We start from the raw sequence: 22,559 nt of genomic DNA, 5'->3' as shown, positions 1-22,559 counted from the left end.
CTTTCTTCTACTATTTTCAATTATGCGTCTAATTCTCCCGCAATAATATTCATACTACACATCGTAACGATAGCGTCTGAAATCACAGAGCCTGTAATCATCTCAGGATAAGCCTGATAATAAATAAAGCAAGGTCTTCTGAAATGTAATCTGTAGGGTGTTCTTCCTCCGTCACTTACCAAATAGAATCCTAATTCGCCGTTTCCACCTTCTACTGCATGGTAAACTTCTCCTTTCGGAACATCTGTTTCGCCCATTACAATTTTGAAATGGTAAATCAGAGCTTCCATTTTTTGATAAACATCTGCCTTTTCAGGAAGATAGAAATCAGGAACATCCGCATGGAAAGGTCCTTCAGGAAGATTGTCGTAAGCTTGGTTAATGATTTTTAATGATTCCCAGATTTCCTGCTGGCGAACCATAAATCTGTCGTATGTATCACCTGCAGTTCCTACAGGAATGATGAAATCAAAATCTTCGTAAGAAGAATAAGGTTCTGCAACTCTTACATCATAATCAACACCTGCTGCACGTAAATTCGGACCTGTAAAACCATAGCTTAAAGCTCTTTCCGCAGAAATTGCTCCAGCACCAATGGTTCTGTCCATAAAGATTCTGTTTCTTTCTAATAACTGACCGAATTCTGCAAATCTTGCAGGGAAAGTTTTTAAGAAATCTTTCAGCAGCTCATGGAATTTTGGAGTGAAATCTCTTTCAAAACCTCCGATTCTTCCCATATTGGTTGTCATTCTCGCACCGCAAATCTGCTCGTACATATCGTAAATACGCTCTCTTTCGATGAACATATACGTCAAACCAGTAATTGCACCTGCATCCATCCCGGTTACCCCGTTGCAGATCAAGTGGTCACCTATTCTTGCCAATTCCATTAAAATAACGCGCATATAATCTACACGCTTAGGAACTTTGATACCAATGAGTTTTTCAACCGTCATGTGCCATCCTATGTTATTGATAGGTGCAGAACAGTAGTTCATACGGTCAGTGAGGGTTGTAATCTGAGAAAAATTCCTTCTTTCAGAAATTTTCTCAAACGCTCTGTGGATATAACCAACCGTTTGTTCGGCATGAAGAATTCTCTCTCCGTCCATTGTCAACACATTCTGGAAAATCCCGTGTGTCGCAGGGTGGGTAGGACCAAGATTCAGAGTGTACAACTGCCCGTCAATCTGCTCTTTACTTTCGTGTTGGTTAAGTATATTAGATAATGAGTTATCTTTCATAATTTAAATGCTTTAGGCTATAGGCTTTAAGCTTATTGCTTATTGCTTATTACATTATTTTATCTTCCGAACATTGCATCGTCCTTATCTGTTCTTGTTCCGTCTTCAAGTCGATATTCTTTCAACATGGGATGGTAACCAAGATCTTCCATATTTAAAATAGGTCTTAGATCCGGATGACCTTTAAATTTAATCCCGTAAAAATCAAAAGTTTCTCTTTCCATCCAATTGGCTCCTGCATACAACTCAGTCAAAGAATCCACCTCAACACTTTCTCTGGACATGAAAATTTTCAGACGTATTCTAAAATTGGTCATCATATTCTGTAGATGATACACAACACCTATTTCTTTCTCAGGAAACTCAGGGTAATGGATTCCACAAACATCGGTAAGAAAATTGATTTCTAAAGAAGAATCTTTAAGATAATGAATTATTTTTTTAATATCATCTTTTTTAATTTCGACAGTCAGCATCCCATAAGATTCTGAACTTGAAATTACAGATTCCGGAAATTCTCTTGTAATTGCTTCTAATACAAATTCGTTTGTCATTTCCCTTCGTTGCTAATATTATAAGAATCTAATAGATGCTGATATTCAGGTGTATCTCTTCTTCTGATGCTTTCACTTTCTGCCAAAGCCTGAACCTGCATTACACCTTCGATGATCTGCTCTGGTCTTGGCGGACAACCTGGAACGTAGACATCAACTGGTATGATTTTATCAATTCCCTGTAATACGGAATAACTGTCAAAAATACCTCCGCTACACGCGCAAGCTCCAACAGCAACTACCCATTTTGGCTCAGCCATCTGAGTATATACTTCTTTTAAAACAGGTCCTAATTTTTTAGCAATAGTTCCGCAAACCATCAGCATATCTGCCTGTCTTGGTGAGAAAGAGTTTCTTTCCATACCAAATCTGGAAGCATCATATGTAGGGTTTAATGTTGCCATGAATTCGATACCACAACAAGAGGTTGCAAATGGTAACGGCCAAAGTGAAAACTTTCTAGCCATTCCGATTACACTGCTCAGCTTTGTTGCGAAAAAACCCTCTCCTTCAAATCCTTCTGGAGCTGGTGCATCTGTTCTTATAATTGGTTTTTGATCTGACATTTTGTTGATTTTAAGATTTTAATTTAGATAATAAATTGCCGTTGTTGTTAACTATAATTTAATTGTGTTTATCTAAATTTCTTATTTAAAATTATGATTGAAATTATTTATCCCAATCAAGTGCGCCACGTTTCCAGACATAAAAAAATGCAAGAAAAAATATAGCTACAAACATGAGAACCGCAAAAAACCCTTCTATTCCGAATTCTCTGAAGTTAACAGCGTAAGGATAAAAAAATACGATTTCGATATCAAATAATACAAATAATACGGCTGTTAAGAAATATTTAATTGAAAATGGAGTTCTTGCATTTCCTTCTACAGGGATACCACATTCCCAGCTTGAGTTCTTAACAGAATTCCCTTTTTTCTGCTGTGGCCCCAAAAAATGAGCTCCAAGCAAAGAAATGGCAACGAAACCAATGGCTACACCGGCTTGTATGAGTATTGGAATATAACTTTCAGGTAAATTCATTTTTACATTATTATCTCAAGTTGCAAATTTAGGCAATAAACAATAAAGCATGAAATTAATCAACTTAAAAGTCTGATGAAATTGAGGAAAACTGATAATTTAGAATCAATAAAAATAGTGTTATTTTTTCATTTTCTTGAGCAGAGCAAATGCCATAAAAGCTATATAGCCGAAAAGTACACTCGCATACAAAATATTGATGATGGTATTTGTTCTGTCATCGACTGCTTTAAAAAAAACATTGTACGAAATAAATCCTGCGATCAAAAAAGCAAAAAAAATGAGATGGATCTTCATATCAGAATTGTAAAGAATAAGTTCTTCTCCTTTTGTGATTTACAGGGTTGTAATCTTGCCAAAGAACCTGCACGCTTTTATTTTCCTCCAGTTCTGGATTGGTTTCCGCAAAATCGATTCCCATACTGTTGAAGCGGACAAAAATTTCTTTAAAAATAATAGCAGTCACGCCGCGTCTTTGATATTCTGGATGAATTCCGATTAAATAAAAATTGGCACGGTCATTTTTCTTTTCTGCCTGTAAAAAGTGCCACCATCCGAAGGGTAAAAGTTTACCCTTTGCTTTTTGTAATGCCTTGGAATATGAAGGCATGGTCACTGCAAAAGAAACCAATTCATCATGTTCATCAACGACACAAATGACGTAGTTTTTTGCAATTAAAGGAAAAAATTTATCCCGATATGTTTTGATCTGTTCTTCAGAAATAGGAGTGTAGGTAGAAAGGTGTTTGTATGTTTCGTCAAGTAATTTAAACATCGGTTTGATGTAAGGAAGAATTTCTTCTTTGCTTTTGAAATTTAAAACTCTTAAATTATATTTTTCAGCAATCAGCTTGCTGAATTTTTCTACTTTCGGTGGTAGAATTTTAGGAAAATTCATTTCAAATTCTACCCATTCTTTTTCCTTTACAAGACCGAGATTTTCAATATGTTTCGGGTAGTATTCGTGGTTGTAAATTCCGATCATTGTGGCGATTTTTTCAAACCCGAAAGTCAGCATTCCGGCTTTATCGAGATTTGTAAACCCCATTGGTCCTTCTATTTTATTGATATGATGATCTTTTGCATAATTAATGACCGTGTCGATTAATGCTTTTGAAACTTCTTTATCGTCAATAAAATCTATCCACCCGAAACGTACTTTCTTTATCCCAAGTTCCTGTTCCTCTTTATGATTGATGATTACTGCGATTCTGCCAACAATTTTATTGTTTTTTTTTGCAATGAACTGCTTTGCCTGTGAATAGCTCAGGGCCGGATTTTCTTTCGTATCCCAAACATTGATTTCATCTTTAATAAATGAAGGAACATAATATGGATTATTTTTGTATAATTCCATCGGAAATTTTACAAATTGTTTTAATTCATTAGGTGTTTTTACTTCAAGAATCGAAACTTCTGACATAGTATTTTACGGTAATTTCACTACAAATATAAATAAATATTGTCAAATCTTTGGCACAGTTTTTACATCTTATAAATACGATTATTTCGTTAAAAATTTTTAAAAAAAATGACAATTTATTATTTAATTATAGGAATTTCGATGCTTGTAAGCTGGTTGGTTTCTGCAAGATTGAAATCAAAATTTGAGTATTATTCAAGAGTACATCTCAGGAACGGTCTTTCAGGAAAAGAAGTGGCAGAAAAAATGTTAAGAGATAATGGAATTCACGGTGTACAGGTGATATCAGTTCCGGGACAGTTGACAGATCATTACAATCCTGCAGATAAAACGGTTAATCTTTCAGAAGGTGTTTATATGCAGAGAAATGCTGCAGCGGCGGCAGTTGCAGCCCATGAATGTGGTCACGCTGTACAGCATGCAGTGGGATATTCAATGCTTCAGCTCAGATCAAAATTGGTTCCGGTTGTCAACATCAGCTCCAATTTAATGCAGTTTGTGATTATGGGAGGTCTTGTTTTAATGGCAGCAAGCGGAAATAAAATTGTTTTGATAGTCGGAGTGATGATGTTTGCGTTAACCACACTTTTTGCATTTATTACACTTCCGGTAGAGTATGATGCCAGCAACAGAGCGATGAAATGGCTGAAAGATACAGGGACGGTAACTTCTGAAGAGTATGTAGGTGTAAAAGACAGTTTGACTTGGGCAGCAAGAACCTATCTTGTCGCCGCGATAGGGTCTTTGGCTCAATTGCTTTATTTTGCATCACTCTTAATGGGAGGACGCAGAGATTAGAGTTAATCTTTAAATTTGAAAGAAATATGTTGCATCTCGGAAAGTTTTTCTGAGATGCTTTCTTTTAGCATTGTTTTGAGAGAAGCAGTAAGAATGCAGTTTTCATTGGCATCAAAATGAAGAACTTTTGCATCAAATCGCGATAATAAGGTGAAAATAACATTTTGCTGATTGAATTGAAACTGAATATCAACTTCTGTTTCCAGTTCTTTAACAATAATTTCAGATTCTTCTAAAGTGATTTTGGCTGAATCTTTATAAGCTTTAACTAATCCTGAAACCCCCAGTTTTGTTCCTCCATAATATCTTACAACAATGACCAGAACATTGGTGATTTCATTTGCTAAAAGCTGGTTGTAGATAGGTAGACCGGCACTTCCCGAAGGTTCCCCGTCATCATTTGCCCTGTAGTTTTCTCCGTTTAGGCCTATCCGAAAAGCATAGCAATGATGCGTTGCCTTAGGATGTTCTGACTGTATTTTCGCAAGAGCATTTTTTAGTTCGACTTCATTGTTTACAGGGAAAGCAAAACCTATAAACTTACTTCCTTTTTCTTTGAGAAGCGTGTTTTCAACAGGTCTTTCTATGGTTTTATATTCGTGCAGCATTGAAAGAATTTTTACTAAGAATTTTTATGAAATTCTATCATATTATCTCTAAATTTTTTAGTTTCAAAAGGTTCATTTTGAAAGTCAGGTGCTTTCGTTCCATTTTTAAGACTCAGATATTCATTTTTTATAATAATGGCTTCGTCCCACAGATTTGCTTCAATAAATTTTTGTAAAGTAAAGCTTCCGCCTTCAATGATAACAGATTGTATTTGGTTTTTATATAAAGCATTCATCAGATCTGATAAGAAATTTTCTTTTTCGATCTTAATGAAATAAATGTTGTTCTCTTTTTTTTCCTTTTTTAAATTAAAAACCAATGTTTTAGCTTCTAAATTATAAATTTTAAAATCCTGCAGAACTTTTAAATCAAAATCAATTAATATTCTTACAGGATTTTCTCCTTCAATATTTCTTACGGTAAGACTGGGATTGTCATTTAAAACAGTTTGAGTTCCTACCAATATGGCGTGCTCATCGGCTCTCAATTGATGAACAAATTGATTGACCAATGAGTTTGAAATGGCAATAGGCTTAAAGTCTTTATCGATGAAGCCATCAACTGACTGTGCCCACTTCAAAATAATAAACGGACGTTTTTTTTCATGATATGTGAAAAATCTCTTGTTTAAATCAATACATTCGCTTTCTAAAACGCCAGAGACAACTTCTATTCCCACATCCTGAATGATTTTTTTACCTTTTCCATTCACTTTATCATGAGAATCCATCGCGCCTATGACAACTTTTTTGAAGCCTAATTCTTTTATTTTTAAAGCGCAAGGTGGAGTTTTCCCATAATGAGCACAAGGTTCCAAAGATACATATATGGTAGATTTTGGGATGAGACTTTTGTCTTTAACCGAATTGATGGCGTTGATCTCTGCATGATTTTCCCCGGCCTTGTGATGATAGCCTTCTCCAATAATTTTATCGTTATAAACAATCACACTTCCTACCAATGGGTTAGGGTAGGTTTTTCCCAAAGCTTTCTTAGCCAGCTCAATGCATCTTTTTATATAAAATTCGTCTTGCATAATATGAAAAAAGCGAAGACAAATTTCTTTGCTTCGCCCTGATAAATTGTATTATTATTTTAATCTCCTGAAATTATATTGTGCAAATTCTGCTTCAAAGTCTCCAAGTGAGACTTTTTATTGTCAATGGTATTGTATGTTTCTGCCAACATGGGATTATCTCTTGACGGTTTTTTGAAGAATGCCAGATTGTTTTCCAGTTTCACGATTTCACCTTCAAGATCAGAAATCTGACTCTTAATTTTTCGGGCTTTATCGGTCAGCTGGTTTTCAGATAAACCATCTTCCTTCAACTCAAGCTCATTGATTTTATTCAACTTTAATTTTTCTCTTAAAGTCTTATTAAATTCAGAATTGATGGCGATTTTATCTCTCGGAACTTTCCCTATATTATTCCATGCAGATTTAATATTTTCAATTTTTTCTACACTTCCTTCTTCGTCAGTGATTGTTTTTAGCTCCTCAAGAATCTCTTTCTTCTGCTTGTAATTTTCTTTCCAGTTATCGGTAGAGGCATTGCTTTTTTCCCTGTAATTATTAAAGAAAGTGTTGCATGCTTCACGGAAGTCGTCCCAAATCTTGTTGGTCATACTTTTAGGGACATGACCGATTTTTTTCCAGTCTTCCTGAAGTTTTTTGAAAAGTGCAACAGCAATTTCCCAGTCTTCAGAAAGCATATTATCTTTCGCTGTCTGAATAAGCTTTAACTTTTCATCTAAATTTTCCTGCTGAGAACCTTTTAATGACTTATAATAATTATTTTTATTGGTATTAAAAATTCTTAAAGTAGATTTAAAATCATTCCAGTTATTATTTGATAATTTTCTCGGAACACTTCCTGTTTTTAAGAATTCTGAACGAAGTTCTTCCACTCTTTTAATCGAATTCTGCCAGTAAGTATGATTTGTGGTATCTTTTGGTTCAGATAACTTTTTTATCTCAGCAATGATTTCATTTTTCTTTTCAAGATTGGCAGTCTGCTCAGTTTCAAGTGCTGCGGAAAGCTCAGACTTTCTTTCATGAATTTTATTTGAGATTTCTTTAAATTCATCCCAAGTTTTCTCACGGAATTCTTCTGCTACAGGTTCAGCTTCTTCTTTCCAGAGCTTATGTAGATACTGTAATTCATTTAGGGCTTTCTGTACAACAGGCTCGTTTTCCAGCTCTCTGGCCCGTGCGATGATGTGCTGTCTTTTTTCAAGATTATGGCTGTATTCCTGCTCTAGAAATTCCTTATTCAGATCAAGCATCTGGTAAAACTGATTCAAATGGTGGAAATAATTATTATTGAGAATTTTAAACTCAGATTTTGCCACTTGTCCTGCTTTTGACCATTCTTCTTTAATCTCACGGATTGATTTAAAAAGATTTATGCCGGGTTCAGAATTGGTATACAGGTTTTTAAGTCGATCAATCAGACTTTGACGGTGATCCAGATTTTTTTTCTGCTCTTCTTCCTGGTTTTTCTGAAAAGAATCGTGTTTTTCTCTGTAAATATGCACCAGTGCAGAAAGTTTTGATTGAGAAGGATGTTCAAAGCTGAAATTTTCAATTGCATTACCTGCATCTGTATATTCATGCTTTTTATCTTCAATCTCATCGTGAATGGCGTGATTTGCTTTTTCCTTCAATGCATTGAACTGTCTGAAGTTTTCTCCAGCAGTAGCAGAATTAATAATTCTTTCCATTTCTTTGAGGGCATCTTCCAGAGAAATATCTGTATCCAGATGTTCGTCGGCATGATTAGATTCCTCTTCTGGAGTGTTCTCCTCAGTAGAATTTGTGCTTTCTACTATTTCCTGATGAGTTTCCCCGCTAGAAATATTATTTTCTTCTTTTTCAGAAAGGTTGTTTTCTGTAGTCATAGCAATCTTTTATGTGAGTGGCGTTTATTCTTTAAATATAGCAAAAAGCCAAATAAGGTACTAATTTATGTTATTTTTTTTTAAAATTCCAAATTTCCCAGGCTTTTTCTGCCTGTTGCTCGAGCATGTAATATCCGTTCACGGTTTTGGCTCCTTTTTGGGATGATTTAATGATAAACTGCGAATAGTTGGGGTTGTAAATGAGATCTATGACTAAATGGTCTTTTGAAAGTCCTTCAAAAGGGAAATCTAGACATTCATCTGTTTTAGGAAATGTTCCAACAGGTGTACATTGCACAACAATCTTATTTTTTTCTACTGTTTCTTTATCTAAATTTTCAAAATTGAGTTCTGAATTTCTGGAAACTGTTTCCGTTGAAATTCCATTTTTGTTTAAAACATACTTTATCGCTTTTGCAGCACCACCATTTCCCAAAATCAATGCAGAATTTTGATGTGGTTTTCTGTGAATTTTTAAAGTTTTTTCAAACCCGAAAGCGTCAGTATTGTAACCTATTTTTTTCCCGTTTTCAATTAAAACGCAATTTACAGCACCGATTTCTTTCGCTTCATCACTTAATTCATCCAGATAATCACTTATTCTTTCTTTGTATGGAATAGTAACGTTGAAACCTAAAAGTTCAGGATCAGAGAATAAGTTATTAACCTCATCTATTTCCTGCAAATCGAAGATATCGTATGTAAAATGCCCGAGCTGAAGTTTTTTAAATTTTTCTTCAAAGAACTTCTTAGAAAATGAATAAGAAATATTTCTCCCGATGAGACCTAATTTTTTTTTGGAATCCATGTATCAAAAATAAAAAAAAGACCGAAAATATCGGTCTTTTATATTTAATAATATGTTGATGACTACTCAATAATGAATTTTGCAGAAGTACTGTCTGTTTTTAGAATGTAAACTCCTTTTGTGATTCCGTGAAGATTGATTTTGTTGGAATTTTTAAAAGGATTTTCAATCGTCTTGATTAATTTTCCTGATAAGTCATAAATTTCAGCTTTCGAAACTTTGTTCAAGTTCTCACCTTTCACGAATAATTCGTTGTTTTTCACAGGATTCGGATAAATACTGAATAATGATTTTTGTTTTGCAGTTTCAGATGTATTCAGAGTGTTGTAGCAAGTCCACGAGAGATCATCAATTGAAATTCTTTTTCCCGTTTCTGCATTTATAATCTTGATCACAACATTATTAGCAACATTAATATTGCTTATCGTAGTAGTTATAGCTGTTGTACCAAACGGAATGGTTCCCACATTATTACCGTTAATCTGTAAAGTAAGGTTACCTGCTGTATCTGAAAATGGCAATTTGGTAGTAACTGTTAAGCTGCCAATACCTCCGGAAATAGTAGAACTTGTAAGGTTTCCGTTTCTTATACTTATCGCTCTTCCGTTGATAGTTTGATCTGTTCTTGCATCTGTTGCAGTCCATGTGATATTGCTGCTTGTCCATGTTTGAATTCCATAGCTTGATGAGCTTGCAGGGATATTGGTAAAATCTTCTGTACCACAACTTCCGCCTGGCTGCCCACCTGCAAGAGTAGTTCCAGAGCCAGTATTACTTGCAGCAGATGCATTTCCTGCTGCATCTTTAGCAATTACGTAAAAATTATACGTTGTAGAAGGGTTCAATCCTGAAATTGTAGCTGTTGTTCCTGAAACTGTAGCATACAAAACTCCATCTTTATAAATGTCATAAGCAACAACTCCAACATTGTCGGTAGAAGCCGTCCAGCTTAATGAAATTGTGTTGGATGTAGGATTGCTGGTTGTTAAATTGGTGGGTACGGTAGGAACCTGAGTATCTACAACAGGACTTCCCCATACAAGATTTACATAAAAAGGGTTGTCGATATAAGGATTTCGGTTTCCTTGATGTGCATAAGAAGCGTTATTTCTTGCAATTTCGGTTTGAGAAACAGGATCCATTGCGTTCCATGCTAACAATTGATTCAATTCCCAGGTCTGTAAACCAGGATATGCAGAACCACCAAGCATATCTCCGGAAGAAAATCCTGAAAGCTGTGTTTCATATCTTGTTACAAAATAGAAAATCATTCTTGCAACATCACCTTTAAATGCGTCAAGAGGTTCAAAAACAGTTCCCGAGTATCCAGGAGAAACCGATGTTCCCAATTTAGACCCGTTCAGAGAAGTAAAAGAAGCTGTGCCTACTTTACCAAAAGGAAAATTGGATCTCATTCCGTTCACCTTACCGTCTGTAGCTCTGATAAAATGAACATCTGAAACCATCGGTGATGCCTCGTTAAATAAACTCTGTGGTACGATGTGTTCTCTGTTGTAGCAGTCTGCTTCGCTGTTGTAATTACCGCACTGGTTTGTAGGGCCTACAACATAATTATAAGGATCTGCTCCAGAAGGATTTTCAGAATAAATATCTAAAATAGATCCGTCATTTTCTAATCCGGGAATTCCTGATATATTATCGCGGTCTGTAGTTTGATAGGCCACCCATAATCCGGCATAACCCATGTCCATATGACCATTAGTGATAATTGTTTTAAGCTGACTTTTTAGTGTAGCACCGGTTCCTGTGGCATTGTTGTAATATCCGGCAGGAATTTGCGCAAAAGCATTGATGAAAACAATACTTAATACAAAAGAAAATAGAATACGCTTCATTTTTTTTAAATTGGAAGGCAAATTTACGAAAAAAATTAATGTGAAAATATTAACTTTTAGTAATATAGTCTTTACTGATTTTAGAAAAAAACCATGAAATTGAGATGCCGAATACCAATGCTGTTGCTGCAACGATCAGGTAATTTTCGGGAACTATTTTTACTGGAAAAGGTAAGGTTTCCACTGCTTTGAACAACTCGGTTTTTAGTTGGAATAAGCACAATGCAGTTCCTAAAATCAAGCCTGATACCACACCTAGAACGACAATTAAGAGTCCTGTATAAAAATAGGTTTTTCTTAAATGGCTTAATGGAAATCCTAGAGAAATCAAAGATTTTGCCTGTTCTTTTTTGTCGAGCTGTAAAATAATAATAGCTCCGGCTAAATTGAATGTTGTAATAAAAATGACAAGCGCGAATATTAAATAAATAAAAAGCTTTTCTGTATTGATCATCTTCCAGAACGCTGCATTCTCCTCCTGTTTGGTTTTTATTTCAATACCTTTTCCAAGAAAGGACAGCAGATTTTTCTTTACTGATTCTGCTTTATCAGGATTTTTTAGTTTAAGGACAATTTGATACGCAGAATTTTTTGGAAGATTTAAAAGCTCTTCTGAAAGTTCGATCGGAGCAATTATATAATTGTTTAACTGGTCATTTCCGGGAAAAATTCCGGTAACGAGGATGTTTTTTTTATTGTAAATATCTTCTTCTTTGTTAATAATTCCTGTACCGGATTTAGGCATAAAAACAGTAGCGAAATTATTTAGAGTATCTACAGGAATTGAAAGTCGGGTCTCAAGAGAATGCTCCATGATGACCTCGTTAGAATACTGAAAGCTCGGATATTTACCATAAAAAATCGTATGATCAATCGGATTCACCTTGATGTATGAAGAATCAACGCCCCGTAAATAACCGATATCACCTTTTCCGTTGTAATTAAGATATACTTTTTCCTCAATTACTCGGGAGAAGTATTCAATGTCTTTGCTGTTTTTTAACAGACCTTTGATCTTATCAAAATCTTGAATGGTTTTCCCCGAGGTGCTTTTGATCGTCAAATCGGCATGAAGATTTGAAATTAGATTTTGATTAAAAACCTCCAGGCCTGAGAATACAGAGATGATGACAAACATTGCCGCTACAGCTACCGTCATTGCACCAACCGCTAACCACGTAATAAACGTGACAGCTGTGCTTCCTTTTCTTGATAAAAGGTAACGTGAAGCTATGTAAAATGCAATATTTTTCAAAATGGTTTACAGTACAGGATTGTCGCCTTCGCCTCTAAGTGCTTTATCAATTTTTTCTACATCATCAAGAGCTGTATCGAGGTAAAAATTCAGCTGAGGAATCACACGGACCTGCTTTGCCATTTTCTGACCCAGAAAATTTCTATACTGAGCTTTGTTGAGCTCGATTTCTTTCATGATAGATGCTCTGAATTCCTGAGGAAAAATGCTTAAATAAATTTTTGCAACCCCCAAATCGGGTGATATTTTTACATCAGAAACCGAAACTAAAAAACTCTGTTTGCTTTCAGCAGATTGTTTGCGGAAAAGTTCTGCGAAATCTTCCTGTATAATTTGTGCTACTTTTCTTTGTCTGTTACTTTCCATAAGTTCTGCAAATTTACTATTTTTGTTTGAATTGCTGATGCCGGCTGCAAAATTAAACCGCACAATAAAAATCAAAGTTAATTAAGATAAAATTATGAAACTAGAACATATCGGGATTGCCGTGAAAACGTTAGGGTTGTCTGATGAGCTTTTTGCCAAGCTTTTAGGAAAAAAATCATATAAAAACGAAACGGTAGAAAGGGAAGGTGTTACTACTTCATTTTACAGTACTGGTGAAAGTAAAATAGAATTGTTAGAGGCTACCAGTCCTGAAAGTCCGATTTCTAAATTCATAGAAAAAAAAGGTGAAGGAATTCATCATTTGGCATTTGGTGTTGAAAATATCAGGAATGAAATTGAAAGATTAAAAAAAGAAGGTTTTCAATTTATCTCCGAGGAGCCTAAAGAAGGTGCTGATAACAAATTAGTTGTCTTTTTACATCCAAAAAGTACCAATGGTGTATTGATAGAACTTTGCCAAGAAAAACCATAAAAAATTTTGTAGTGAGAGAAATTTTACTATTTTTGCAAACACAAAATTTAACCAAATTTTGAGGTCCTATAGCTCAGTTGGTTAGAGCACCTGACTCATAATCAGGTGGTCCCTGGTTCGAGCCCAGGTGGGACCACGTTTAAAGCCTAAGTAATCTGAAAGATTTGCTTAGGCTTTTTTTATGTCTTAAAATCAAGGTTTTATGTTCTTCTTTCTCAAAATCAATATCCGTTATGTAAACTTAATTATTTTGCGGCAAAGCCTGACGTATCAAATTAAAGATGGAAGTAATACTGATAAAAGAAAAAATAAGCTTTTCTTGCAACAAGATCAAAGCCTGTTTAGTAATTATTTGTTACATAAAAATAATAACCATCTTTTGTTGCTACAAGTTCAAGACGTTTAGTGACAATATGATAAGTCAAAAATATATTCATTTTATTCTGCATAATCAGATCATGAATTTGTCTAGTATTTTTCAGATTTGAATATTCAGCCGGCACCATACTGTTATTTGCATAAGGTGTGGAAACATCAGATAAACCGACAATAAAATCGACCTTATCTTTTAGAGCTTCAAGCCCTGTAGCAGTTTTAGGAAAATTCATCTTAAAAGATTCTCCATCATATAACCAAATATAAGTGTCGTTTTTGTTACTTGCATCTTCCTTGTAGTAAGCATATGTGTCATAATCATCTGTAATTGATGTTTGAGCTATGGACATTAGAGGTACCAGGAAAATAATAGAAAAAATTAAAGTTTTCATAGGTTAAATTTTTGATTATTAGTTCGATTAAATTTAGAAAAAAAAATTTGATATTCATGAAAAATATAATTACATCACCAACCGTATCCGATGATAAAAAATAACAACAGTGATCCACCTATAATAACTAAATTCCAAAATAAAAAATTCCTGAAAGCCACTTAACTTATTAGCGAAAATATCATCAAACTTAAAAATCACTTAGCAAAATTTACGATTTTTACGAACTAATAATCAAATTTTTGTTATTTTTACTGACGATAATATAATTCTAAGACAATAATTATATATTTGGGAATAATTTGCGCAATCGATTACATTTATTATTCGATTGCAATTTGGAAAGTAGATTGTAAAGACAGCTCAATCTGTTGCCAACCTATTATGATGACTCTTAAATAACTTAAAAATGATGAATTTAAAACTTACAATAGCTTCATTCTGCTTGGTAACTACAGCGGTTTCAGCACAGGTCAAAGATACGTTAGCTGAAAAAATGATGGTGTATCAACTTCCGAATGGCGGATGGGGAAAGCATACCAGCGACAAAAAAAACGTTGATTATTCTTTAAAACTTGATCCGAAACTTTTGAAAATAATTAAAGCAGCCGACAACGATTTGGCCACAATTGATAACAATGCAACTTCAAAAGAAATTAATTCGTTAATAAAAGCCTATCAGGCCACAAAAAATCCTGATTATCTGAAATCTGCGGAAAAAGGAATCGAATATTTACTTTCCATGCAGTATCCGAACGGAGGTTTCCCCCAATACTTTCCAAATTCGGCAATTTACAGAAAGCAGGTAACCTACAATGACAATGCGATGATCAATGTACTAACTATTCTTTATAATATCTCAGAAGGTAAAGAAGGTTTTGATGCTGTGAACTCTCCATGGAAGGAAAAGTCTAAAGTTGCTTTACAGAAAGGAATTGAATGCATCCTTAAAACTCAGATTCAGCAAAACGGAAAGTTATCTATATGGGCAGATCAGTACAATGAAGTTACTTTAAAACCTGAAAAAGCCAGGGCTTTTGAACCGATGTCATTAGCTACGGGAGAATCAGTAAATATTGTTAAATTTCTAATGATGCAGCCTGTAACTCCGGAAATTGAAAGATCAATAAGGTCGGCAATACAATGGTTTAAAGAGAGTAAAATTGAAGGCTACACGTATAATGTTTCCAAAGAAAGTGATAAAGCAGTTCGTACTTTAAGTAAAAAAGAAGGCTCGGCAGTTTGGGCAAGATTCTACGATATCCCGACGAATAAACCGGTTTTTGGAGACCGTGACGGAAGCGTTAAATTCAATTATGAAGACGTTTCTGAAGAACGGAGAATGGGATACAGCTGGTATAATGAATCCGGAACAAAACTGATTGAAAAGGAGTATGTAAAATGGCTGAAGAAAAATAAAATTTCTGAGTAAAATAAAGAAACCTGATCCGAAAGCATCAGGTTTTTTTATTTTTTTCAAGATAAAAAATCAATTACTCCAAATTATTTATTATCTAAAGTTTTCAGCCAATCTGAGCATAATGTTTTCCAGTTATCTGTAAGGTCGGATTTATTATTGATCCCGATTTTGTGTTCACCTTCCGGGAAGATAAACATTGCACCTTTCACCTTATTTTTTGTCATTGCCTGATAATAAAGAATACTGTTTGTAACGGGCACTGTACGGTCATTTTGCGCGTGAAATAAGATGGTAGGCGGCGTTTTTTCTGTCACACGGTTTTGCATAGAATATTCTTTAATTTTCTCAAGAGAAGCGTTTTCTCCCAACAAACTATTACGACTTCCCACGTGTGCAAATTCTCCCAAATCGATCACCGGAGAAACCAAAATCGCAAAGTTTGGAATGGTTGAAATATCTTCCCAATCTCCTTGTAATTCAGTGTAATCTGTCACGATATTACTTACTGTCGCAGCCAGATGCCCGCCGGCAGAAGTTCCTATTACTCCCACTTGGTCGGGCGAAATGCCATATTGTGAAGCGTTTTTTCTGATGTACTTTATGGCTGCCTGAATATCTTGTAAAGGTGCAATTTCTTTCTGTTTCAAATCAGGTGAAGTCGGCAATCTGTAATTTAAAACAAAAGCAGAAATTCCTAAAGTATTAAACCATTTTGCAATTTGAAAACCACCCAGATCGTAGGTCAGTTTATAATATCCGCCACCCGGAATTACAATGACTGCCATCTGTTTTCTTTCTTCTTTTGGAGGTAAAAATGCAAAAAGTTCGGTTTCTTTTAATTGTACAATTCTTCCTTCTTTCTCTTCGGTTTTTAATTGTAATCCTTTAGAATTTGGCATCTGACCTTTTGGCCAGACGATGATTTTTTCCTGAGCTGATAACTGATTAAAAAGAAAAATCATGAGTGCGAAAACCGTTTTTTTCATGGCTTTGTAATTTTTAGAAATTAAAATAAGTCGGGAATTTTCACAGTTAATCTTTTAAAAAATCTTCTCTGAATGGTGTAAATGAATCAATCAATTGTCCTGCTTCCAGACATTTTACACCGTGAAAAATATTTGGTTGGGCAAAAAAACCGTCGCCCTGTTTCAAAATTTTTGTTTCACCGTCAACAGTAACTTCGAATTTTCCTGATGCAACATAAGTTATCTGCGAATGAAAATGCTGATGAAGAGTACCGATAGCATCTTTTTCAAATTTAACAATGACCATCATAACCTGAGAATTGTACCCTACGAATTGTCTCGAAACACCGTTACCCAAATCTTCCCATCCGGAATTTCCGTCGAAAAATGGTTCTTTTTTGAAATTCATAATTTTTATTTTTTACTGCATTCTTTTGTCTTGAAACAAAAGAATCCAAAATTCAAGACTTGGAAAATTCCACTAATAATTTAAGTTAAATCCTAAAATTCCCAAAACTTGCGCGAATTCAAAGTTTGTTCTTCAGTTAAAAATTTGTCTCGCGCTTCAAACAGTGGGAATTTTTTAACGGACTAAATTTAAATTTTCTTAACGCTCAATTCTCCTATGTCATTTAACGTATTGAGTTATTTAATATATTTCTCCAAGCCGGTTTTTAAATCTTTCAAAGATTTTACCGCAAGTTTTGCAACGGTTTCTGCACCCAATTTTGATAAGTGGGTGTCATCAGCTTTATCTTTTTCATAATACGCATTTTCACCGGCCTTAAAGTACAAATGCAATAGTTTTGATTTTTCCGGACCTGCGGCAATTTCCATTTGCTCTGTCAGTAGCTGCATGTCTACGAAAGCAACTTTCATATCATCTGCAATCATTCTTACCACTAAAGGATAATCTGTGTGAGTGTCAATTAAAACACCATTTTCATTAAAATTTCTTCTGGTGATGGAAGTCATTAAAATAGGTGTTGCGCCTTTTGCTCTTGTCTCATTCACGTATCTTTCCAAATTGGCTCTGTATTGAGTATGTGGATTGGTGAATTTTGTTGAGTCTTTCAATTTCTGATCATTATGACCGAATTGGATGATTACAAAATCTCCTTTTTTTAACTGTTTTTCAACTTTGTCCCATCTTCCTTCTGTTCGGAAACTTTTAGAGCTTCTTCCGTTCATGGCGTGGTTTTGAATTTCAATTCCTGTTGTAAAAAATTGTGGCAATACCTGTCCCCATCCATGTTCAGGGTTTCTATCGGGGTTGTCTTTATTGGACATGGTGGAGTCACCAATTAAAAATAGGGTTGGTTTTTTCTGAGCTAATGAGAACGTTGAAATGATGATGCTTAGAACTAAAAGAAATTTTTTCATTTTTAAATTGATTTGTTTGGATATGCTTCGACATGCTCAGCATGATATCACTTATACTAGCGACCTTATATATACTGCTTTTTTCTTGCGCTGTCATGCTGAGCGAAGTTGAGGCGTCATTATTATTTAAGATAATTATTCATTACCAATTACTTATTACTCATATTCAGATTCCAGTCTCCAAAAATATTTTTCAGAGTGTATTTTTTAGCTTCTTTTTTGGTTAATTGATGCGACCAAGGAACTCTTTGAGAGATTTTTCCGCCTTCACCTCTGCTTTTGTATTCTGCATAATAAGCGGTTTTGTCTTTATCAGGAAACATTTTGTCTCCTTTCCAGGGATTCCAGCCTTCTGGAAGGATGTGGCTTCCCATTTCGGTGTTAATAAAAACAGTTCTTGCATAAGATCTCCACGGTCTTCCCAAGAATACTTTTGTAATGCCTTCTTTCGCAATTAATTTACAGTCAAAAAAAACATAACCAAAACTTTTAGACTGATCAGTCGATGCAGCAGTGATATAAGAATTGGCTAAACTTTTTATCGTGCAGTTTTTGAAAACTACAGTTGCCGAACCAAATAGAAAATCGGTTGTTCCTTCAATATAACAGTTTTCGTAAAATTGTCTGCTGTGATTTCCGCCGGTGTAAATTGTGTCCTGACAACCCAAAATTTTTGAATCTTTTATCATAAAACGGTCACCTTCCACATGAAGTGCTACGGCCTGTCCCTGATTGCATGACGAGTTTTGAATAGTCAGATTTGAAATTTTAATATCATCTGACATAACCAAAAGCGTATACGAATTAAAGGTCGTCATTTTCTCATTTAAAACATCCAGTTTTCCGGAATAGTCATCATTGGTGATGATGGTGTTTTCCTGATGATCGCCCTGTAAAGTGATTTTGTGTTTTGAGGAAGAAATTACGATTTTCTCATGATAGGTTCCGGATTGTATTTTAATTAAAGCTTCACCGGGGCCGAAATCTCTGACAGAATTGATCGCTTGCTGAATCGTTGAAAATTCTCCGCTTCCGTCTTTTGCTACGGTAATCGTACGGTAAGGTGTATTTTGAGCCCATACTATTTGAGCTAAAGTAATAACGAATATTAAAAGAAATTTCTTCATATAAAGTTATTTTAAATTTTTATCCAAAAATTCCACCGTTAGATTAAAAGTTTCTGTAAACCAAGGTTCTGCAGACCAGAAAGAGTGCGGAGAATCTTTAATTTCATAATATTCTGTAAAGATATTATGACTTTTTAAAATCTTCATCATATCATCTCTCCCTGCATGGAAACGAGGCTGGGAAGAGTTGATGAATAGGGTAGGAGGCGTTTTTTTGCCAACATATTCCAACGGTGAAGCTTCTGTCCAGATCTTGAGATTGTCTTTTCTGTCGCCGGCCAGCCAAAATGCTGCGTAAGTACTTTCTTCAGCTTCAGGATGGATGAAAGAGACGATTCCGTCTATATTGACGATGACTTTAATTTTATTTTTAGGTTGTACACCAACCAATGTTGCAATTTGCGCTCCAGCAGATTCACCCAAAATTCCAATCTTTTTTTGGTCTAAAGAATATTTTTTCCTGTTTTTCTTTAAAAATTTAATCGCATTTTTGACATCGTCAATTGCTGCGGGATATTTGGCAACTTCGCTCAAACGATAGTCAATAGCGATTGCGACATAACCTTTTGATGCCAATTCCTGAGCCATATACTTTTCATTTTCCTTACTTCCTGAAATCCAGCCGCCGCCGTGAATCAATGCGACTCCCGGATGTTTTTTTGTTTTGTCAAGAGGATAGTAAATGTCTGCTTTTAAAGATAATCCGTTGATGTTGGCGTATTCCACATCTTTATCAATTCTGATGTTGGGCGGAGTGTGTCTGTTTAATGGTGTAATGAACGGATGCTTTTTTTTCAGTTTTTCATAGGTTGCTTCATTAGTGTAAGGAGTAGCATTCGGTTTTGTCTGACCGAATGCTATTGTACCTCCTACAAAAAAAACAAAAAGAAAATATAGTTTTTGAAAACTCATATTAAAATGAAATTATTTAACTGCGTTTTTTGCAATCTCTTTCGAAATCTGTAATTGCTCACCAGTTACATTTTTTGGTAATTTCACGGCTGAGGTTTTACTTCCCGAAACTTTAATGATTGGTTTTTGAGAAGCTTCCAGCTGAAGTGTGGAAAGGTCTACATTCTTACTGTTATAAATAACGGCTCCAGTTCCTTCAGTGTATTTCAGTTTGACGTTTTTCAGAATGATACCGTCTGCATCTGCTATGGTTAATGCTTTTTTGGTGTCAAACTGAGAATCTTCAATCACGATGTTTTTAATATTCATTTCAGCCAAACCATTGATGGAAACTGCTTCAAAAGAATTAACTGCATTGATATTTTTAAAATAAATATTTCTGAAAATCGGAGTTTTTTCGTCTACTGCAAATACTTTTTCAGGGACTTTATTTCCTTCTGCATTTTGCCCGTCCTCCAGAACCGGAGAAGCACCTTCATAAAACATATTAAACCCGATAGTCTGCGTCGGAATGTTGATCATATCGATGTTTTTCACATAAATATTTTCAACAACACCACCTCTTCCACGAGTTGTTTTGAAACGGAGACCGATATCGGTTCCGATGAACGTACAGTCTGAAACGTGAATGTTTCTCGCACCTCCTGACATTTCACTTCCAATGACGAAGCCTCCGTGACCATGATAAACAACGTTATTTTTGATGATTACATTTTCAGTCGGCATGTTTCTTTTTCTGCCGTCTTCATCTTTACCGGATTTGATGCAGATTGCATCGTCACCCACATCAAAGGTATTGTCATAGATCAGAACATTTTTACATGATTCCAAATCTACACCATCACCATTTTGAGAATACCACGGATTTCTAACGGTAAGATTTTTAAGAATAATATTTGAAGACATCAAAGGGTGTAGATTCCACGCCGGAGAATTCTGGAAAGTTGGTCCATCCAAAAGAACTTTATCACAACCTACGATGCTCACCATTACCGGACGAAGAAAATCTTTTACAGATTCCAGTTCAGATTTTGAAATTTTATCGGGAACATTGAAGTTTGAGCTGCTTTCAAATCCTTTTTTATAGCTTTCTGAAGGATACCAGGTTTTACCATCCGCAGAAACAACTCCACCTGAAGCAACAAATTTTTTCCATTCAGCTTCTGCCAGTTTTCCTTTTTTAACCGCTCTCCATACATCACCATTTCCGTCGATCACCCCTTTTCCGGTAATGGCAATATTTGTAGCATTTCTAGCAGAAATAGGAGACTGGCAACGAATGGTATTTAATCCTTCAAAGCTTACGTCAACCAAAGGATAATCGCTTTTATCTTTACTGAAAGTAATAAAAGCACCGTCTTCTATATGAAGATTGATGTTGCTTTGCAAAACTATTGGACCTGTTAACCAGATTCCTCTCGGAACAATCAGTTTTCCTCCGCCTTTTTTTACCAAAGCGTCCATTGCTTTTTTGAAAGCTTCCGTGTTTTTTACCTTTCCACCTGAAACCCCACCAAAATCTTTAATAGAAACGGTATAAGCAGAAAAAGAAGTTTCTGCCACCTGTGGCATTTTAAAATCAATATCTTTATATATGTCTACATTTTGCGCGTAAATCTGTCCCGAAAACATCATTGCCGCAACAAGACCAATTATTTTGAATGACTTCTTCATTATTCTTTTATTATTTAGTTTTAATTATTTTTTTAAATGCAGTGAACACCATTTGCGCCACCACTTTTGCTCCTTCGGGCTGAAAGTGGGTGTTGTCTTTCTGACCTTTCGGATATGCTTCATAAACTCCTTCCGGTAAATTCATAAAGTAATGACTACTTACATAATCCTGACCTTTCTTTGTAAAAAAATCTATGGACATTTTGTTTAAATCAATATAAGGAACGTTCATTTCCTTCGCAATATCAATCGGAGCCTGCCAATATTCTCCGTGAACATTCTCCAGTTTACCATCTTTCCAAGGGAAGTTTCTTGCAACAGGAGTTACAATAATTGGTTTTCCACCTTTTTGAATGGTTTGAATAACGAATAATCTTAAAAATTCTTTGTATCCTTGGATGTTTACGTAACGATCAATATGTTTTTCCGAACCATCGTTGTGCCCAAACTGCATGATTACATAATCGTTGGGTTTTAGATTTTCATAAACAGATCTCCATCTTCCTTCCTGAAAAAATGTTCTCGTACTTCTTCCGCCATGCGCTCTGTCATCAATTTTCACCGAATCTTTTAATGCTGACAAACCATTCAAACTATCTTTTACAAAAAACGGCTGAAAAACCTGTCCCCATCCTGTAATCGGATACCGAACTTTCATATAATCTTTTCCGGGCTCGTAATTTCCTGTGTAATCAGCCATTGTAGAATCGCCGATGAGGTAAATATGTGTAATCTTTTTATCGTTTTTATTTTTGGTAATAACATTTTGGGACTGACATGAAGACAGAAGAAAAACTGCAACTAAAAATAAGATGATATGATTAAATGGTTGATTCATTTATTTTAATTCTTAATCACAAATCGAAGATTCGACAAAGTTAAAAGGCACAAAATTTTTTGGTGTTCTGATTATCTCTCGCAGATTAAACAGATGATTCAGATTTAATTATTAGAAAACTGATG

Annotated in this window: 24 protein-coding genes and 1 tRNA gene; 4 read left to right on the top strand and 21 right to left on the bottom strand. The window is 35.0% G+C overall.

Annotated elements, in window-relative coordinates; all coding sequences use genetic code 11:
* Positions 1–20 precede the first annotated feature (20 nt).
* From K0U91_RS03385 to K0U91_RS03360, 6 genes are all read right to left on the bottom strand, one after another.
* Positions 21–1,244: an NADH-quinone oxidoreductase subunit D gene (locus K0U91_RS03385; protein WP_219970692.1), complete on the bottom strand. Its 1,224-nt coding sequence runs from the start codon at positions 1,242–1,244 to the stop codon at positions 21–23.
* 59 nt (positions 1,245–1,303) lie between these two features.
* Positions 1,304–1,798: an NADH-quinone oxidoreductase subunit C gene (locus K0U91_RS03380; protein ID WP_219970693.1), complete on the bottom strand. Its 495-nt coding sequence runs from the start codon at positions 1,796–1,798 to the stop codon at positions 1,304–1,306.
* Entirely contained in the window at positions 1,795–2,364 is a 570-nt protein-coding gene (locus tag K0U91_RS03375) for an NADH-quinone oxidoreductase subunit B (protein ID WP_219970694.1), read from the bottom strand. The genes K0U91_RS03380 and K0U91_RS03375 overlap by 4 nt, the downstream gene beginning before the upstream one ends.
* Before the next feature lie 103 nt (positions 2,365–2,467).
* Positions 2,468–2,839, bottom strand: coding sequence for an NADH-quinone oxidoreductase subunit A (locus K0U91_RS03370; protein ID WP_220180403.1), 372 nt, complete (start codon positions 2,837–2,839; stop codon positions 2,468–2,470).
* Between the two features lie 120 nt (positions 2,840–2,959).
* Positions 2,960–3,136 carry a hypothetical protein gene (locus K0U91_RS03365; RefSeq protein ID WP_219970696.1) on the bottom strand — a complete coding sequence of 59 codons (177 nt, stop codon included), beginning with the start codon at positions 3,134–3,136 and terminating at the stop codon, positions 2,960–2,962.
* A 1-nt stretch (position 3,137) separates the two neighbouring features.
* Positions 3,138–4,262 carry a GTP cyclohydrolase gene (locus K0U91_RS03360; protein ID WP_220180402.1) on the bottom strand — a complete coding sequence of 375 codons (1,125 nt, stop codon included), beginning with the start codon at positions 4,260–4,262 and terminating at the stop codon, positions 3,138–3,140.
* Positions 4,263–4,370: 108 nt separating this feature from the next.
* On the opposite strand from K0U91_RS03360, the gene K0U91_RS03355 reads away from it, so the two are divergent.
* Entirely contained in the window at positions 4,371–5,060 is a 690-nt protein-coding gene (locus K0U91_RS03355; protein ID WP_220180401.1) for a zinc metallopeptidase, read from the top strand.
* 2 nt (positions 5,061–5,062) lie between these two features.
* Here the strand turns inward: K0U91_RS03355 and K0U91_RS03350 are convergent, their stop codons facing one another.
* From K0U91_RS03350 to rbfA, 7 genes are all read right to left on the bottom strand, one after another.
* The gene (locus K0U91_RS03350) at positions 5,063–5,668 is read right to left on the bottom strand and encodes an IMPACT family protein (protein ID WP_219970702.1); all 606 of its coding nucleotides are present in this window, start codon (positions 5,666–5,668) and stop codon (positions 5,063–5,065) included.
* Positions 5,669–5,682: 14 nt separating this feature from the next.
* Positions 5,683–6,705, bottom strand: coding sequence for a bifunctional diaminohydroxyphosphoribosylaminopyrimidine deaminase/5-amino-6-(5-phosphoribosylamino)uracil reductase RibD (ribD, locus tag K0U91_RS03345; RefSeq protein WP_220180400.1), 1,023 nt, complete (start codon positions 6,703–6,705; stop codon positions 5,683–5,685).
* Between the two features lie 59 nt (positions 6,706–6,764).
* Positions 6,765–8,570, bottom strand: coding sequence for a DUF349 domain-containing protein (locus K0U91_RS03340; RefSeq protein ID WP_220180399.1), 1,806 nt, complete (start codon positions 8,568–8,570; stop codon positions 6,765–6,767).
* 70 nt (positions 8,571–8,640) lie between these two features.
* Positions 8,641–9,378: a shikimate dehydrogenase family protein gene (locus K0U91_RS03335; protein ID WP_220180398.1), complete on the bottom strand. Its 738-nt coding sequence runs from the start codon at positions 9,376–9,378 to the stop codon at positions 8,641–8,643.
* Between the two features lie 62 nt (positions 9,379–9,440).
* Positions 9,441–11,234, bottom strand: a complete 1,794-nt coding sequence (locus K0U91_RS03330; protein ID WP_220180397.1) for an endonuclease — start codon at positions 11,232–11,234, stop codon at positions 9,441–9,443.
* A 49-nt stretch (positions 11,235–11,283) separates the two neighbouring features.
* Positions 11,284–12,489 carry an ABC transporter permease gene (locus K0U91_RS03325; RefSeq protein ID WP_220180396.1) on the bottom strand — a complete coding sequence of 402 codons (1,206 nt, stop codon included), beginning with the start codon at positions 12,487–12,489 and terminating at the stop codon, positions 11,284–11,286.
* Positions 12,490–12,495: 6 nt separating this feature from the next.
* Positions 12,496–12,855 carry a 30S ribosome-binding factor RbfA gene (rbfA, locus tag K0U91_RS03320; RefSeq protein WP_219970711.1) on the bottom strand — a complete coding sequence of 120 codons (360 nt, stop codon included), beginning with the start codon at positions 12,853–12,855 and terminating at the stop codon, positions 12,496–12,498.
* A 94-nt stretch (positions 12,856–12,949) separates the two neighbouring features.
* Between rbfA and mce the strand changes: the two genes are divergently transcribed.
* Positions 12,950–13,348 carry a methylmalonyl-CoA epimerase gene (gene mce / locus K0U91_RS03315; RefSeq protein WP_220180395.1) on the top strand — a complete coding sequence of 133 codons (399 nt, stop codon included), beginning with the start codon at positions 12,950–12,952 and terminating at the stop codon, positions 13,346–13,348.
* Between the two features lie 62 nt (positions 13,349–13,410).
* A tRNA-Ile gene (locus tag K0U91_RS03310) sits at positions 13,411–13,484 on the top strand.
* 205 nt (positions 13,485–13,689) lie between these two features.
* Here the strand turns inward: K0U91_RS03310 and K0U91_RS03305 are convergent.
* The gene (locus K0U91_RS03305; RefSeq protein ID WP_220180394.1) at positions 13,690–14,115 is read right to left on the bottom strand and encodes a hypothetical protein; all 426 of its coding nucleotides are present in this window, start codon (positions 14,113–14,115) and stop codon (positions 13,690–13,692) included.
* A gap of 409 nt (positions 14,116–14,524) precedes the next feature.
* On the opposite strand from K0U91_RS03305, the gene pelA reads away from it, so the two are divergent.
* Positions 14,525–15,547 carry a pectate lyase gene (gene pelA, locus K0U91_RS03300; RefSeq protein ID WP_258561906.1) on the top strand — a complete coding sequence of 341 codons (1,023 nt, stop codon included), beginning with the start codon at positions 14,525–14,527 and terminating at the stop codon, positions 15,545–15,547.
* 71 nt (positions 15,548–15,618) lie between these two features.
* Here the strand turns inward: pelA and K0U91_RS03295 are convergent, their stop codons facing one another.
* The 7 genes from K0U91_RS03295 to K0U91_RS03265 form a co-directional block, all read right to left on the bottom strand.
* The gene (locus K0U91_RS03295) at positions 15,619–16,521 is read right to left on the bottom strand and encodes an alpha/beta hydrolase (protein ID WP_220180393.1); all 903 of its coding nucleotides are present in this window, start codon (positions 16,519–16,521) and stop codon (positions 15,619–15,621) included.
* A gap of 46 nt (positions 16,522–16,567) precedes the next feature.
* A complete protein-coding gene (locus tag K0U91_RS03290) occupies positions 16,568–16,909 on the bottom strand; it encodes a cupin domain-containing protein (RefSeq protein WP_220180392.1) in 342 nt (113 codons plus the stop codon).
* Between the two features lie 236 nt (positions 16,910–17,145).
* The gene (locus K0U91_RS03285) at positions 17,146–17,883 is read right to left on the bottom strand and encodes a rhamnogalacturonan acetylesterase (RefSeq protein ID WP_220180391.1); all 738 of its coding nucleotides are present in this window, start codon (positions 17,881–17,883) and stop codon (positions 17,146–17,148) included.
* 149 nt (positions 17,884–18,032) lie between these two features.
* Positions 18,033–19,010 carry a pectinesterase family protein gene (locus tag K0U91_RS03280; RefSeq protein WP_220180390.1) on the bottom strand — a complete coding sequence of 326 codons (978 nt, stop codon included), beginning with the start codon at positions 19,008–19,010 and terminating at the stop codon, positions 18,033–18,035.
* 6 nt (positions 19,011–19,016) lie between these two features.
* Complete coding sequence (locus tag K0U91_RS03275) at positions 19,017–19,922, bottom strand: alpha/beta hydrolase (RefSeq protein WP_220180389.1); 906 nt, start codon at positions 19,920–19,922, stop codon at positions 19,017–19,019.
* 12 nt (positions 19,923–19,934) lie between these two features.
* Positions 19,935–21,596 (bottom strand): glycoside hydrolase family 28 protein, encoded by a 1,662-nt coding sequence (locus K0U91_RS03270; protein WP_220180388.1) that lies wholly within the window; start codon positions 21,594–21,596, stop codon positions 19,935–19,937.
* Positions 21,597–21,606: 10 nt separating this feature from the next.
* A complete protein-coding gene (locus K0U91_RS03265; protein ID WP_220180387.1) occupies positions 21,607–22,434 on the bottom strand; it encodes a rhamnogalacturonan acetylesterase in 828 nt (275 codons plus the stop codon).
* Between the last annotated feature and the right edge of the window lie 125 nt (positions 22,435–22,559).

The sequence above is a fragment of the Chryseobacterium sp. LJ668 genome (assembly GCF_019613955.1).
GTDB lineage: Bacteria > Bacteroidota > Bacteroidia > Flavobacteriales > Weeksellaceae > Chryseobacterium.
The sequence above is the reverse complement of the archived record's forward strand: the minus strand, read 5'-3'. Positions and strand labels throughout refer to the sequence as shown.